This is a genomic window from Marinobacter bryozoorum, from assembly GCF_023156245.1.
Taxonomy (GTDB): Bacteria; Pseudomonadota; Gammaproteobacteria; order Pseudomonadales; family Oleiphilaceae; genus Marinobacter; species Marinobacter bryozoorum.
This window is the reverse complement of the sequence record NZ_JAKZAH010000025.1, coordinates 25,839-39,679: the sequence shown is the minus strand read 5'-3', so window position 1 is coordinate 39,679 and position 13,841 is coordinate 25,839. Positions and strand designations below refer to the sequence as shown.

The window sequence follows — 13,841 nt, the reverse complement described above, 5'->3', positions numbered from 1 at the left end:
ATGGTCTCCGTATCTTGGTGTTGGTTGTTGGTCTTATCTCTATTGGATGTGTATGTGTTTATTGATGCTATTGGTTAATAATATTTAAAACCTACATGGATTTTCGTCTTTGAATTATCCATAAGCTGTAACCTGGGCTGTAGAGGATGTGTGGGATTAGTGGGTTTTTGGTCTGCAAAAATCTTGTAGGATTTGAGAGGGGACTCCTGTTCACTGACAGGAGTCACGCTGGCTAATCTTCTCCAGTATCCAGTCGTTTATTTCTTCGTCTACCCAGCCTACAGACCTGCCGCCTAAATCAATTGGCTTAGGGAAAGTGCCTGCTTCGATGTACTTGTAAACTGTCGAGCGGGCAAGGCCTGTCTTGTCCATCACGTCTCTGAGTCTGAGGATTCTCATGGCTGATCTCCTGAACGGTTGGTCTCAGAAGATCCAGGGACGTCAGTAAAAATTTATATGGATGGGGCAGGGCGTAGGCTGATGGTGATTAACCCCGAGCCTCAAGCCATCCCAAGAAAAACCAGGGACGGCCGCCTACTAATTGCTGAAACGTTCGTAAGTTATTGATGTAATGAATTCAGATAGGAAATATCATTCTAGAATGACCCTAGAAAAATGCTAGTTTGAGCCATTTTTTGCGGTAGAACTGTGCTATTCTATTTTAGGTATATTCCTCAGTTAGATGATTAAATGAATTGATAGGGTGGTGTATGTCTGTTGGTCTTCGGTTTCAGAGAGAGTTGCCAAAGGTCTTTTCTGGATACGGTGAGCGTGATCTTATATGGCTATGGTATTACTTGGTGGGAAGAGGGTATCAACTAAGCTATTCAAACTTTAATGATTATGTCCAAATGGCATCAGATATATCTTCTGTGCTAGAAAAAAGTAGTCCATATGTTTTGGAGGAGATCGGAGAGGAGCATAATAAAAGCCTAATTCCAGATAGCGAATTATCGTTCTTTGATGGTGCTGATGGTCGCTTGTCTAGTTGGATTTTTTATAAGTTTAAAGAGGTTTATCGTTTCGATGTAAAAGATGATTGGTTGAGTGGTATTTTAGGGTATCAGCAGTCCTTGCTAGCTGCTTTAGATACAGCAAATATTTCTATATCTCAGAAGCGGGCTATAGTTCGGGAGTTGCGGTATGAATGGTCAGAGAACTTGAAGCTTGATGTTAGTTATAACTGGATCAATATCCGTGATGAGCGGTTAGGTTTTTGGCTTCTTGAAAAGCTTGAGGAAAATGATTTATTTGGTCATGTTTATGGAGTAATAAATGCACCGGTAACATCAGAAGATCGGGTGTTAAAGTTTAAGTGCGTCATTGATAGGTCTGATCTTTCTGTCGGAATGAAAAGGGCTTTTATCAACAGTCTGAAGGCACAGTGGAAAGCTCGTGGTCGAAAGAAGAGCAAGGAGAGGGTTCAGTCCAATGTATTGGTCAAGGCTGAGACAAAGGCAGCAATTAAAAGCTTGCGAGCGATTTATGGATATCGAAGTGGTGGTGAGGTTATAGATAAGCTCGTTGCGGATGCTTTGAGCAAACTGGGATAGTAGTGATTTTACTTGTTGATCACGCTTGCAGCGTGTAAATACTAGCCCTTTAGTTCAAACAAGTAATCAGCCCAGGCTTGCATCATCTGTTTCCTCTCTTTGAGTCGAGCGGAACGGTTATATGCGGCAGCAACCTGGTTGCGCTGTTTGTGCGCAAGCTGTAGCTCAATGACTTCTGGCTGCCATCCTTGCTCATGTAGTAGTGTCGAAGCTGTTGCGCGGAAGCCGTGCCCGACCATCGTGGAGCCATCAAAGCCCATGGATCGAAGTGCGACGTTAATGGTGTTATCGGACAGTGGACGGCCCGATTTCACAGACTCGAATACCAGGTGCTGATGGCCCGTTACCGCTTGGAGTTCCTTCAGAACAGCAACCGCTTGCTTGGGCAGGGGAACAATGTGGTCCGGCACTAAACCGGCCCGTTTTGCCTTCTGAGTGCCTTTCATGCGTTTGCCCGGCACGACCCACGTGCCCGATTCCAGGTCTATCTCCGCCCACTCAGCGTTCCTGAGTTCACCGGGTCTCAGAAACAGCATCGGAGCGAGCTTCAGTGCCGCTCTGGTTGATGCGTGGCCACTGTAGGCGTCGATGGCCCGTAATAGTGCCCCCAATTCTTCTGCGGAGGTTATAGCAGCTCTGTGCTGTGTAGGTACCGTCTTCAATAGGCCCTTCAGTGTGGAGGTAGGATCTGTTTCAGCTCGGCCTTCTGCGACGGCGTACCGATAGATCTCACCAATGCGCTGGCGTATGCGGTGCGCTGTTTCGTGTTTACCCTGGTTCTCGATTTCGCGAAGCGTTTCCAGAATCTTGGCAGGCTTGATGTCTGCGATAGGTAAGTGGCCGAGTTTCGGGTAGGTCCAGGTCTCCAGTCTTCTACGTGCTACTCTCAAGGTGCCTTCGGAGAGCTCTCCTTTTTTCAGCTTCAGCCATTCTTCCGCAACAACCTTGAAGGTGTCGCTTTTCTCCTGCTCAGTGGCTTTTTCCTGCTTTTTGATCTCATTGGGGTCTACGCCGTCAGCGATTAATGCTCGTGCCTCAGAGCGCCTCTGCCGGGCGAGCTTTAGTGGAACGTCCGGGTATACCCCCAGAGCCAATGTTTTTTCTTTGCCGCCGAACCGGTACTTCATGCGCCAATACTTGCCCGACGGCTGGATATCCAGGTACATGCCTGCACCGTCAGAGAGCTTGGTGCGCTTGCCATACTTTTCGAAGCTGGCAGATTTGATCTGTCTGTCGGTCAGCTTGTCCGTTGCCATTGGGGGTATCCTGCAGCGGTTGGGGGTATAAAACTTACTATAGCGGGGTGCATTTCAGTTTGCACCCCCAGATGTACCCCCAAAGGTTGTGGCTGAGCATGGATGTCAATGGATGGTCATGGACTAAGTATAAGGTAAAACGTGTTTAAAAACGGTAGTTTGCGGAGGATGGTGGATCTTGGTGGAAGGGTAATTGGTACCCCCGGCAGGACTCGAACCTGCTACCTTCCCCTTAGGAGGGGGACGCTCTATCCAGATGAGCTACGGGGGCGTTTCGCCGGAAAGGCCGGTATAATAACGGGCTGTTGCCCATGTCTCAAGGCGGGTTCGCTGATCCGTCGGTCCCATTCACTTTTTTGCGTCGGAGCACCCGGTGCCACGGTCGCCTGCTGTCAGTATCATCATTCCCGTTCTTAATGAATCCGCGGCCATCGTGCCAACGCTTCAGCGCCTCGCCGCGTTGCGTGAGCAGGGCGTCGAAGTCATCGTGGTTGACGGCGACAGCACGGATGATACCCGTGCGCTGGCGGCCCCCTTCTGTGATCAACTGGTGGTCTCTGCGCGGGGGCGGGCGGTGCAGATGAACTGTGGGGCCGAGAAAGCGAGCGGTGATGTGCTGTTGTTCCTGCATGGTGACACGGTCTTGGCGCCAGACGCTGCCAGCCGTTTGCACGACTTTATGAGCAGCGATCGGGCCTGGGGGCGTTTTGATGTTCGCCTCAGCGGTAATCGCCGAATTTACCGGGTTATCGCCTTTATGATGAATCTGCGCTCCCGGCTCACCGGTATCGCGACCGGGGACCAGGGCATATTCGTGCGCCGGTCGGTGCTCGACACGCAGGGAGGATACCGGGAAATGCCGCTGATGGAGGACATCGAGCTGTGCCGACGGCTCAAACGTGTGTCACGCCCGTTCTGTGTGGCCAGCCCCGTGATTACTGACAGCCGGCGCTGGGAACAGAACGGTGCCTGCCGGACGATCTGGCTGATGTGGCGGCTGCGGTGGCGTTACTGGCGTGGTGCCGACCCCGGCGAACTGGCCCGGGCTTATCGGGCGGACGTCAGGCGTGGCAGGTCGGAGGCAGGACCGGCATGAGCTCAACCGTTCAGCTGATCCAGTTTGCCAAGTGGCCCCAGCCCGGGAGGGTGAAAACCCGACTTGAGCCCCGCCTGGGCCAGGAAGGAGCCCTGCAAGCCCACATCCGGCTGACCCTGACCGTGATGGAGCGGCTACGTAACAGCGGTCATCCGCTATTGTTGGCGTGGGACCAGCCCCTCGCGACACCCCCGCCGGAGGCCGGGCCGGTTCTGGCGGCCATGAAAAGGAACCACTTGCCTTCTACCATCCAGCAGGGTGCTGACCTTGGCGAACGGATGACCCATGCGCTGGCAGAGGGTCTTGAGTGTGCGGGCAAGGCCATGGTGATTGGCAGTGACTGTCCGTCGGTAGACCCGGAGTATATCGAGCAGGCAAGGCAGGCCCTAGATCACGCCGATGTGGTGTTTGGTCCGTCCGATGATGGCGGCTACGTACTGATTGGAGCCCGGGATACCCGGCAAGCTATGCTTGATGGCGTAACCTGGGGATCCGAGCAGGCGCTGGTGCAGAGTCTCCTGGCGGTGGAACGGGCGGGGCTGTCCGTGGCTACCCTGGAGCCCCGCTGGGACGTGGATGAACCGGCCGACTGGGACCGGTTCATCGCTATGGTAGGTCAGTCTTTTACCGGCGGCTGATTTCGCAGCGTGTTGATGGTTTCCTCCGAGGTTTCCAGTTCCGACCCGGTCACGACCAGCAGGCTGGAATCCAGCTCGGCGAGTGCGTGGTCGAAGGTGGCCAGCAGTTGTTCCCTGCTCACCTGTGCCACTGCAGCGGCCAGTTGTTCCTTGCTGTCAAAGTCGGTCGCCTGCCGGTCAATTTCCCGCCAGTATCGTTCAGACACCTCTGACAGGGTGCGCTCCTGTTCCTTCAACTTGCTGATAACGGCCTGGCGTTCCCGCTCCAGTGCGCTGTCGTCCATGCCCTCAATGTGCTCCCGGAAGCTTGCAGCGAAATCAGCGACCGCCTGGTCAATGATTTCTGCACTGGCCTCGGGTGACTGCACGACCAGTCCGATCGCGGGTGTTTCAAGCATCTCAAACGGCGTGGCATAGACGATATAGCCCAGCTGTCGTTTAGTACGGAGTTCCTCATAGAAGGCGCCACTGATTACCTGGGCTAGCAGGCGATAGCGGGCACGCTCGGCAAAGCTGGTGTCCGCGCCCTGGCTATACCGCAGGTAGCCGGTGTCCGGGTGGGGTACCTGTAGCTGTATCCCGGTCTGTCCTTCCGGCAGGTCCCGAACCTGGCTGCGGTTAACCGTTGCAGCCTGTGAGTTGTGCAGTAGCGTGGCCCGGGCCTGCCCGGCGGTATTGAGTGCAAAGGCCCGTGTGGCGTTGCCATGTACCAGCATTACCGCGTCAACTTCTTCGTTGAACGCTTCGGCGAATGCCCGCAGGTCGTCCACCGTAAGCGCCTCTGCAGCGGCCAGTTTCTCTTCCGTTGTCCAGGCTCCCAGAATCAGCGTGTCCTGTACCAGTGAGGCGGCCTGGGCCACCGGTTTGTCCTGCAAGCGATTGCGCAGACTGTCCATCAGTTGCTGGCGGGCAATGCGGAAGCGTTGTTCGCTGATCACCGGGTCGGCCAGCGTCGACATTACCCGGTTCATCAACACCGGCAGGCGATCATGGTAACCACCGGTTCGTATGGTCAGGCCGCGCAAGTGCGGGTAAACGCGGTAGTCCAGCCCGGCCATCCGGGCGGGGTAGGCCCAGGGATTGAGTTCAACGGACACGGCGTCTGCCAGCAGGTGGGTCAGTACCTGGCCACGGGGTGACTCGGTGGTCATGGGCGAGCGAAGGCTCAGGAAAATGTTCGCTTCCGGGCGGCCGAAGCGGGTGTCCCTTGCGTACCAGAGCTCCAGGTTGGCCCGGGTGGCCAGCTTTTCCGGTTGTTCCAGCGAAGGCCCCTCAAGAACGCTGAGATCGTCCGGAATAAAAGGATTCTCTTCGGGCAGCGCCAGCTGTCCGGCAAGCGATTCCGCCTGGCTGTCACCTTGGGGCACACTGATGTTCTTCTTCAGCAGGTAGGGTGTGTCATACCAGGGTGTCTCGCTGGCGCTCTCTGGCAAGGGTTCGTTGGTGCGGAGGGTGATCAGCACGTTCTCTGGCGTCAGCCTGCTCAGCAGGTCACGGTACTGATTGGGGGCGTACTCGGTCATCATCCAGCGAGCCCTTAACACATCCTCCGGTGCTACTTCCTGCATTTCCATGGACAGTCGCATGGCCAGGTGCAGGGGCTCGGGACGTTGCTGGTAGCGAAAATCGATTTCTGACAGCTGACGGTCTTCCTCAAAGCGGAAACGGTCGATACCTTCGGTACGAACCAGGTCGATATAGTCGAATGTCAGGGCAATGATGTCTTCCTGGTGGTCCAGGCCGTCGTCGGTCAGGGCCATGCTCAGTTCCAGGCTCGAGTGATGCCCGGTGTCGGTGCCGCTGCCGGCGGACAGGCTTTCTACCCAGCCCTTGCGCTTGAGCACGTCGAACAGGCTGCCCGGACCTTCATGGCCCAGCAGGCTGGCCACATAGTGCAGGGGCTTGGTGCGGTAGTTTTCCTGTTGAGATGGAATGGGAAAAACCAGCTGTAGCTGTTTGATATCTTTAATCGTCTGAACTTGCAGCCGGGCCGGAAGCGCGTCCTTGTCGAACACCGGCTGCGGATGTTCCCTGACTTCCAGGTTCCGGTTTTCGATCACGCTGAAGCGGGGGCGAACCATGGCTTCAAGTTCGTCCAGCGACTGGGGGCCGTAGACCGCCAGGGTCATCAGGTTGGCCGAGTATTCGTTTTCCCAGAACTCGATCAGGTCGTCCCGCAGGCGCCGTTCGTCGGTGTTGTCCAGGGTAATCAGGTTGCCTACCGAGAACTGACTGAAGGCATGGTCCGGATTGCTGATGGCTTTGCGCACTGAAAAGTAACGGCGGCCATCCTCTTTCAGTGAGGCGCTGTACTCCGAGTGCACTGCGTTACGTTCACGGTCCACCAGGTCGGCCGTGAACAGGGGCGCGGCGAACTGCTGGGCGAAGCGGTCCAGGGCCGGCTCCAGGTGCTGGGCCTGGATATCAAAGAAATAGTTGGTGTCCTGGAAGGCAGTAAAGGCGTTGTGGGTTCCGCCATGACTGCGAATGAACTGTTGGTACTCGCCGGGGTCCGGATATTTCTCGGTGCCCAGGAACAGCATGTGTTCAAGGAAGTGCGCCAGCCCTTCACGACCGGCCGGATTGTTGCCGCTACCGACCGCTACGTTCAGTGAGGCCGCGGCCTTGTCGGCGTCCGGGTCGGAAACCAGCAGTACCTCCAGACCGTTGTCCAGGCTCAGGTACCGGTATTCATTGCTGTCCGCGGGGCTCTTGATCGGCTCCAGCCGGTCCTCGGTGGCTGCCTGTGCCGTCGAGATCGCCAGCAGGGCCAGCAGTGTGGCCAGCCAGGTGAACATCAGGCGTGCAACAGAATGGTTAGCCATACGGGGTTCCTTTAGCGGGTCTGGGAAGTGGCGCTGGTTTCAGGTCAGTTATCCGCTCAGTGCACCTGGCCCTGATCGGTGCCGGGGTGCTGGTCCAGGGTGATCCTGGCGAGGGTGGCGGCTTCATCACCACTGAGCTTTCCGGAGGCAATGCGCTCGAGTACGGAGGCCATCACCGCAATGGACTGGCGCTGTTCAGCGAATTCCGCCTGGAAGGCCTCGTCGATCGCCTGGTACACGGCCTGGATCTTCTCTTCGCGGCTGCCACTGTTGGTAGCGGTGTCGTTGATGGCCCTGAGGCAGGCGCGGGCAATGGATATATAACGGTCAGCGTTGTCCTGGCTGGACATTCAAGGTTCTCCTGCTGATGACTGTTCCGGGACTCCGGGGTGGATAAGACCCGGATTATCGCATCTGGTTCCGCCGGATGCATTCCGGGGTGACCCTGAGGCAGGTCAACACTTTGTTCTGTTCGCGTTTCGCGATCTCCCATGTTGGCATAAAGTAAGGGTGAGGAACGCAATCATTACAACAACGCAGGGCAGGATGATCATGAACTATTTTCTGACGGGTGGTACCGGTTTTATTGGCCGTTTCCTGGTGGCCAGGTTGTTGGCCCGGGGTGGCAAGGTGCATGTGCTGGTGCGGCGGGAATCCCTGGACAAGCTGGAGGCCCTGCGGGAGCGATGGGGTGAGGGGGCTGACCGGGTCCACGCGGTGGTGGGCGACTTGTCCAGGCCGGGGCTGGGGCTCGACGCCAAAACCCGAAAGGCCCTGGCTGGCAACGTCGACCACTTTTTCCACCTGGCAGCCGTCTATGACATGGCCTCTGATGCCGAGGCACAACAACGGGCCAACGTGGACGGCACCCGGCATGCCCTGGAAGCGGCGCAAGACCTGAAGGCTGGTTGCTTCCACCATGTGTCATCCATTGCTGCTGCCGGCCTGTACAAGGGTACCTTCCGGGAAGACATGTTTGATGAGGCCACCGGCCTCGAGCATCCCTACCTGCGAAGCAAGCATGATTCGGAAGCACTGGTTCGCAATGAGTGCCAGGTGCCTTTCCGCATCTATCGCCCTGGCATGGTTATTGGCCACTCCCGCACCGGCGAAATGGACAAGGTGGACGGCCCGTATTACTTCTTCAAGCTGATCCAGAAGGTACGCCACGCCTTGCCCCAGTGGGTCCCCACCATCGGCGTGGAAGGGGGCAGGCTTAATATCGTGCCGGTGGATTACGTGGCAGACGCGCTTGACTACCTGGCCCATAAGGAAGGGGAGGATGGCCAGTGTTTCCACCTGGTCGACCCGGATCCCTACAAGGTGGGAGAGATCCTCAACATCTTCTGCGAGGCAGGCCACGCCCCAAGGATGGCGATGCGGGTGGATTCTCGGATGTTCGGGTTTGTGCCGCCGTTTATCCGCCAGTCCCTGAAGGGGTTGCCGCCGGTAAAGCGGCTGACGTCAGCGGTTCTGGATGACCTGGGTATTCCCGAATCCGTGCTCTCGTTCATCAACTACCCGACCCGCTTTGACAACCGGGAGTCAGAGCGGGCATTAAAGGGAAGTGGTATTGAAGTACCCCGTTTGACCGACTACGCACCCGTTATCTGGGACTACTGGGAGCGCCACCTGGACCCGGACCTGTTTCGTGATCGCAGCCTGCGGGGCGCGGTTGAGGGCAGGGTCTGTGTGGTGACCGGTGCAACCTCCGGGATTGGCCTTGCCACAGCGGAAAAGCTGGCGGACGCCGGCGCCATACTGGTGATCGGTGCCCGCAAGCCGGAAAGACTGAAAGAGGTTGCCGAGGCCCTGCGGGAGCGGGGTGCGGAGGTTCATGCCTACCAGTGTGACTTTGCGGATATGGAGGCCTGTGACCGGTTCGTGACCGAGGTACTGGCTAACCACGGAGGTGTGGATGTACTGGTGAATAATGCCGGCCGCTCCATTCGCAGGTCACTGTCGCATTCCTTTGACCGCTTCCATGATTTCGAGCGCACCATGCAGCTCAACTATTTTGGCGCTGTGCGGCTGATCATGGGATTTGCCCCGGAAATGCTGAAGCGCAAGCGGGGGCACGTGGTGAATCTCTCGTCCATCGGTGTGCTGACCAACGCACCCCGGTTTTCGGCCTATGTGGCGTCCAAGTCGGCCCTGGATGCCTTCAGTCGATGCGCTGCAGCCGAGTGGTCCGACCGCAACGTCACCTTCACCACCATCAACATGCCGCTGGTGAAAACGCCGATGATTGCCCCCACCAGGATCTATGACTCAGTGCCCACGCTGACCCCGGATGAGGCGGCGGACATGGTGGCCGAAGCCATCATTCACCGCCCCAAGCGCATCGCCACCCGCCTGGGTGTGTTTGCCCAGGTGACCCACGCCGTGGCTCCGAAGCTGGGCGAGATCGTAATGAACACAGGGTATCGCATGTTCCCGGACTCGCCGGGGGCCTCGGGGCGCAAGGGCGAGCAGGCGCAGGTGACGTCGGAACAGGTGGCCTTTGCCGCACTGATGCGCGGCATTCACTGGTAGGGAGGCGTCTGACGGGTTTCCCTCAGGCGCTGGCGGTACCGGTGGTCTCCTGGCTGGCCGGTTCTGGCAGCGGGAAGCCGCCGAGGGACTTCCATCGGTTCACGATGCCGCAGAACAGGTCGGCGGTTTTCTCGGCATCGTAGGCAGCGGAATGGGCTTCTCGGTTACTGAATTCCAGCCCCGCCCTCTTGCAGGCTTCCGCCAGTACCGTGTGACCGTACGCCAGGCCCGCCAGGGTGGCGGTGTCAAAGGTGGAGAACGGGTGGAAGGGGTTACGCTTGATATCCGCCCGTTCGGCCGCTGCGAACACGAAGTTGTGGTCGAAGGTCGCATTATGGCCCACCAGCACGGCCCGTTTGCAGTTAAACTCCTTCACTGCCTTGCGGATGGGCAGGAATACCTCACGCAGGGCGTCTTTTTCGTTGATCGCACCACGGTCCTCGGTCCAGGGGTCGATACCAGTGAAATCCAGGGCGGACTTCTCCAGGTTGGCGCCTTCGAACGGGTGCACGTGCCGGGAAATGGTTTCACCCCGGTGCAGCCACCCTTCATCGTCCATGGTAATGAGCACGGCGGCCACTTCCAGCAAGGCATCGGTACGCGGGTTGAAGCCCCCGGTTTCCACGTCCACCACAACGGGCAGAAAGCCCCGGAAGCGCCGGGCCATGGGGTGGGGTGTCCTGGTTTCTTCAGTCACAACGTCTCCCGGTCGGAATAATAGTCAATGTAGCGTTCAGGCCAGGCGCCAGCGCAGGGTTTCGCCGGCTTTCAGCGGCACTATCCGGTCGCCGGCCAGGGGCAGCGACTCCGGCACCGTCCAGGGCTCCCGGATCAGGGTGATGGTGTCGGTGTTACGGGGAAGGCCATAGAAATCCGCGCCGTTGAAGCTGGCGAAGGCTTCCAGTTTGTCGAGAACGCCCAGGTCCTCGAACACCTCAGCGTACAGCTCAATGGCCGCAAAGGCGGAATAACAGCCGGCACAGCCACAGGTGGTTTCCTTGCGGTCCTGGGCGTGGGGAGCCGAGTCCGTTCCCAAGAAGAAACGCCGGTCACCGCTGGCCACGGCATCCTGCAGGGCCTGTTGATGAATGTTCCGCTTCAGTACCGGCAGGCAGTACAGGTGGGGCCGGATACCGCCAACCAGCAAGTTGTTGCGGTTGTACATCAGGTGCTGGGGCGTAATGGTGGCAGCCAGTCGGTCCTCGCTGTGCTCTTTCACAAAGGTGGCCGCGTCCCGGGTGGTAATGTGTTCCATCACTACCCGCAGGTTCCGGTGCCTTGCCATGACCGGTGCCAGCACCTGGTCGATAAACTGTTTCTCCCGGTCAAAGATATCCACGTCGTCATGGGTGACTTCGCCGTGGACGAGCAGCAGCATGCCGCATTCGGCCATGGCGGCCAGTACGTCATCGATCTCGTTGATATCACGAACGCCCGAGGCCGAGTTGGTGGTGGCGCCGGCCGGGTAAAGCTTGGCGGCCGGGATGCCGGCCTGCTTCGCCTCACGGATGTCGTCTGCGGTGGTGGTCCCGGTGAGGTAAAGGGTCATCAGGGGGTCGAACCCGGTGTGCCCACCCCGTGCGGCGAGTATCCGCTCCCGGTACTGCAGGGCCTGGGCGGCCTTGGAAACCGGCGGCACCAAGTTGGGCATGATAATGGCACGGCCGAAACGCTGTGCGGTCGCCGGTACCACGTCCGCCAGCACATCGCCGTCCCGCACGTGCAGGTGCCAGTCGTCGGGGCGGGTAAGGGTGATCTGGTCGGTCATGGTGGCAATGGCTCCTGGCTCGTAAAAAATCGCCGCGAGTATAACAGACTCCTGACCTAAAGAATTCGCTCCGCCGGCCGACAACCTCCCCAGGTAACTCTTAATCCGATATCCGGTAACGATTATGGCGACACGGCAACAGGCGGAGCAGTTCCCACACTCGGGGCCAAAGGGCGGACGGTTTCGCCGATCGCTACTGGCACTGCTGGTAAGTGGCAGCCTGACATTGGCGACCACTGTCGACGCGCGGAGTTTCGGTGCCGGTATTGAAAACAGTGACTGGTATCTTTCCGACTCGGTTTTCAGCTGTGCCCTCAGTCATCAAGTGCCGGGCTATGGCCGTGCCGTATTCAGCCACCGGGCCGGTGAAAAACTGACCTTCTACCTGGAGTCTGACCTGCCCCTGATGCGCCCGGGCCGAGGCCTTCTGGTGGTGGAGGCCCCGGCCTGGCGCCCCGGGGAGCCGACCCGGCGATTGGGGTATGTGGATGTCAGCGACAGTCGCAAAACGGTGGAAGTGGGGCACCGGGAGGCGATGGCCATGGTGGAGGGGCTGCTCTCCGGTATGGCACCAACAGTTACCCGCCAGGCGCGCTATGACGGTGGTCCGGTGCGTGTCCGGCTGTCCAACATCAACTTCCGTGCGCCCTTTGAAGATTACCGGCGTTGTGTGAGTGGCCTGCTGCCGGTGAACTTTGATCAGATCCAGCGCTCCCGGATTCCATTCGCCTCCGCCAGTACTTCCTTGTCAGACCGCGACCGTCAACAGCTGGATGACATTGCGACCTACGTGGCGGCTGACCAGACCGTGGAGCGGCTGCTGGTTGATGGGCACTCGGACAGCATCGGCAGCCGTATCCGGAACCGGGCACTTGCGGAAGAGCGGGCGCAGGTGGTTGCGGACTACCTGATCCAGGCCGGTGTGCCGGATTCCATGATTATTGTGCGCTCCCACGCGGATGAGTTCCCGGTATCCAATAACCCGGCGGACAATCGTCGCACGACAATTCGCCTGGAGAGAGAAGGGGATAATGAAGGTATCCGACGTGCGGATCGCGGTGCGGGTGCCTATAACGGCTGAGGTCCCTGGCCAGTCATAGTTCCTGGCCAGGTGAACGGCTGAAACGGCGTGCCTGTTCCGGGAGGGGTGAGCGTCAGCGCCCGGCCCTGACCAGTTCTCCGACATGGGCGCCAACGCTTTCTGCCAGGGCCCGCAAGTGATAGCCGCCTTCCAGCGTCGATACGATCCGGTCGTTGGCATATTCACTGGCGAGTTCCGTCAGCATCTGGGTCAGCCACAAGTAATCGTCGGTTTCCAGGTTCATCTCCGCCATCGGGTCCAGCCGGTGGCCGTCAAAGCCTGCTGAAATAAGGATCAGCTGCGGCTTGAACTCCTCCAGGCGCTTGCGCCAGCCCGCTTCCACCAGTTTGCGGTACTCGGGGCCCTGGCATCCGCCAGGCACCGGTATGTTGACGATGTTTTCCGGCAGTCGGTAGACATGGGAGTGAGGGTAGAAGGGGTGCTGGAAGCTGGAGCACATCAGGATACGCTCGTCGCCCTGCACGATATCTACGGTGCCATTACCCTGGTGTACGTCAAAGTCCACGATGGCGACCCGTTCCAGGTGGTGGAACGTCAGCGCCCGCATGGCGGCCAGTGCAATGTTGTTATAGAAACAGAACCCCATGGACTTGGTGCGCTCGGCATGGTGACCGGGCGGGCGCGCGCAGACGAAAGCATTGGTGACCTGGCTGCTGAGCACCATGTCTACCGCCTCGATACTGGCGCCGGCAGCGAGCCGGGCGGCCCGCAGGGTGTCCGGCATGAGAGCCGTGTCCGGGTCGGTAAACACGCGGCCCTTGGTGGGCTGCATGAGATCGAGCTGATGCAGGTATTTTTCCGGATGCACCATCAACAGCTGGTCGCGGGTAGCCTCGTCGGGTCTGACCCAGTCCAGCTCCTGGTCAAGGCCAGTGTCTTCGATGTAACTGATAATCCGGCTCAGACGTTCCGGTGACTCCGGATGCTCTGCGCCCATGTTGTGCTTTGCACAGTCGTCGTGGGAGAAAAACGCTGTTGTCATGGTCTTGTTATGTTCCTGACAAGCCCCCCGGGGCGTAAATGGATGGGGTTATGGTAACAGGGATCAACCGGCTTCGCTGCGTTTCT

At 58.4% G+C, this 13,841-nt stretch carries 12 protein-coding genes and 1 tRNA gene; 5 read left to right on the top strand and 8 right to left on the bottom strand.

Annotated elements, in window-relative coordinates:
- Nucleotides 1-210: 210 nt before the first annotated feature.
- Complete coding sequence (locus MLC59_RS13505; protein ID WP_248234940.1) at nucleotides 211-399, bottom strand: AlpA family transcriptional regulator; 189 nt, start codon at nucleotides 397-399, stop codon at nucleotides 211-213.
- A 311-nt stretch (nucleotides 400-710) separates the two neighbouring features.
- Between MLC59_RS13505 and MLC59_RS13500 the strand changes: the two genes are divergently transcribed.
- Nucleotides 711-1,553 (top strand): hypothetical protein, encoded by an 843-nt coding sequence (locus tag MLC59_RS13500; RefSeq protein WP_248234939.1) that lies wholly within the window; start codon nucleotides 711-713, stop codon nucleotides 1,551-1,553.
- A gap of 41 nt (nucleotides 1,554-1,594) precedes the next feature.
- Here the strand turns inward: MLC59_RS13500 and MLC59_RS13495 are convergent, their stop codons facing one another.
- A complete protein-coding gene (locus MLC59_RS13495) occupies nucleotides 1,595-2,809 on the bottom strand; it encodes a tyrosine-type recombinase/integrase (protein WP_248234936.1) in 1,215 nt (404 codons plus the stop codon).
- 194 nt (nucleotides 2,810-3,003) lie between these two features.
- Nucleotides 3,004-3,080: transfer RNA gene (locus MLC59_RS13490), tRNA-Arg, on the bottom strand.
- A gap of 102 nt (nucleotides 3,081-3,182) precedes the next feature.
- Between MLC59_RS13490 and MLC59_RS13485 the strand changes: the two genes are divergently transcribed.
- Nucleotides 3,183-3,905, top strand: coding sequence for a TIGR04283 family arsenosugar biosynthesis glycosyltransferase (locus tag MLC59_RS13485; RefSeq protein ID WP_248234934.1), 723 nt, complete (start codon nucleotides 3,183-3,185; stop codon nucleotides 3,903-3,905).
- Nucleotides 3,902-4,543, top strand: coding sequence for a TIGR04282 family arsenosugar biosynthesis glycosyltransferase (locus MLC59_RS13480; RefSeq protein ID WP_248234932.1), 642 nt, complete (start codon nucleotides 3,902-3,904; stop codon nucleotides 4,541-4,543). The genes MLC59_RS13485 and MLC59_RS13480 overlap by 4 nt, the downstream gene beginning before the upstream one ends.
- Here MLC59_RS13480 and MLC59_RS13475 read toward each other — a convergent pair.
- Nucleotides 4,522-7,368 (bottom strand): insulinase family protein, encoded by a 2,847-nt coding sequence (locus MLC59_RS13475; protein ID WP_248234931.1) that lies wholly within the window; start codon nucleotides 7,366-7,368, stop codon nucleotides 4,522-4,524. The genes MLC59_RS13480 and MLC59_RS13475 overlap by 22 nt on opposite strands.
- 56 nt (nucleotides 7,369-7,424) lie before the next feature.
- Nucleotides 7,425-7,718, bottom strand: a complete 294-nt coding sequence (locus MLC59_RS13470; protein ID WP_248234930.1) for a hypothetical protein — start codon at nucleotides 7,716-7,718, stop codon at nucleotides 7,425-7,427.
- A gap of 202 nt (nucleotides 7,719-7,920) precedes the next feature.
- Between MLC59_RS13470 and MLC59_RS13465 the strand changes: the two genes are divergently transcribed.
- The gene (locus tag MLC59_RS13465) at nucleotides 7,921-9,903 is read left to right on the top strand and encodes an SDR family oxidoreductase (RefSeq protein ID WP_248234929.1); all 1,983 of its coding nucleotides are present in this window, start codon (nucleotides 7,921-7,923) and stop codon (nucleotides 9,901-9,903) included.
- 22 nt (nucleotides 9,904-9,925) lie between these two features.
- On the opposite strand, the gene rnt is transcribed toward MLC59_RS13465, so the two are convergent.
- On the bottom strand, nucleotides 9,926-10,570 hold the full coding sequence (rnt, locus tag MLC59_RS13460; RefSeq protein ID WP_282450996.1) for a ribonuclease T: 645 nt from the start codon (nucleotides 10,568-10,570) through the stop codon (nucleotides 9,926-9,928).
- Between the two features lie 66 nt (nucleotides 10,571-10,636).
- On the bottom strand, nucleotides 10,637-11,671 hold the full coding sequence (pyrC, locus tag MLC59_RS13455; RefSeq protein ID WP_248234927.1) for a dihydroorotase: 1,035 nt from the start codon (nucleotides 11,669-11,671) through the stop codon (nucleotides 10,637-10,639).
- A 124-nt stretch (nucleotides 11,672-11,795) separates the two neighbouring features.
- Between pyrC and MLC59_RS13450 the strand changes: the two genes are divergently transcribed.
- Complete coding sequence (locus tag MLC59_RS13450) at nucleotides 11,796-12,752, top strand: flagellar protein MotY (protein ID WP_248234926.1); 957 nt, start codon at nucleotides 11,796-11,798, stop codon at nucleotides 12,750-12,752.
- A gap of 73 nt (nucleotides 12,753-12,825) precedes the next feature.
- On the opposite strand, the gene MLC59_RS13445 is transcribed toward MLC59_RS13450, so the two are convergent.
- Nucleotides 12,826-13,755: a histone deacetylase family protein gene (locus tag MLC59_RS13445; protein ID WP_248234925.1), complete on the bottom strand. Its 930-nt coding sequence runs from the start codon at nucleotides 13,753-13,755 to the stop codon at nucleotides 12,826-12,828.
- Nucleotides 13,756-13,841: the final 86 nt, after the last annotated feature.

What these genes read in the sequence shown, in the direction of transcription:
- MLC59_RS13505 (WP_248234940.1), bottom strand. Translation starts at nt 399, where the DNA reads ATGAGAATCCTCAGACTCAGAGACGTGATGGACAAGACAGGCCTTGCC.
- MLC59_RS13500 (WP_248234939.1), top strand. Translation starts at nt 711, where the DNA reads ATGTCTGTTGGTCTTCGGTTTCAGAGAGAGTTGCCAAAGGTCTTTTCT.
- MLC59_RS13495 (WP_248234936.1), bottom strand. Translation starts at nt 2,809, where the DNA reads ATGGCAACGGACAAGCTGACCGACAGACAGATCAAATCTGCCAGCTTC.
- MLC59_RS13480 (WP_248234932.1), top strand. Translation starts at nt 3,902, where the DNA reads ATGAGCTCAACCGTTCAGCTGATCCAGTTTGCCAAGTGGCCCCAGCCC.
- MLC59_RS13475 (WP_248234931.1), bottom strand. Translation starts at nt 7,368, where the DNA reads ATGGCTAACCATTCTGTTGCACGCCTGATGTTCACCTGGCTGGCCACA.
- MLC59_RS13470 (WP_248234930.1), bottom strand. Translation starts at nt 7,718, where the DNA reads ATGTCCAGCCAGGACAACGCTGACCGTTATATATCCATTGCCCGCGCC.
- MLC59_RS13465 (WP_248234929.1), top strand. Translation starts at nt 7,921, where the DNA reads ATGAACTATTTTCTGACGGGTGGTACCGGTTTTATTGGCCGTTTCCTG.
- rnt (WP_282450996.1), bottom strand. Translation starts at nt 10,570, where the DNA reads ATGGCCCGGCGCTTCCGGGGCTTTCTGCCCGTTGTGGTGGACGTGGAA.
- pyrC (WP_248234927.1), bottom strand. Translation starts at nt 11,671, where the DNA reads ATGACCGACCAGATCACCCTTACCCGCCCCGACGACTGGCACCTGCAC.
- MLC59_RS13450 (WP_248234926.1), top strand. Translation starts at nt 11,796, where the DNA reads ATGGCGACACGGCAACAGGCGGAGCAGTTCCCACACTCGGGGCCAAAG.
- MLC59_RS13445 (WP_248234925.1), bottom strand. Translation starts at nt 13,755, where the DNA reads ATGACAACAGCGTTTTTCTCCCACGACGACTGTGCAAAGCACAACATG.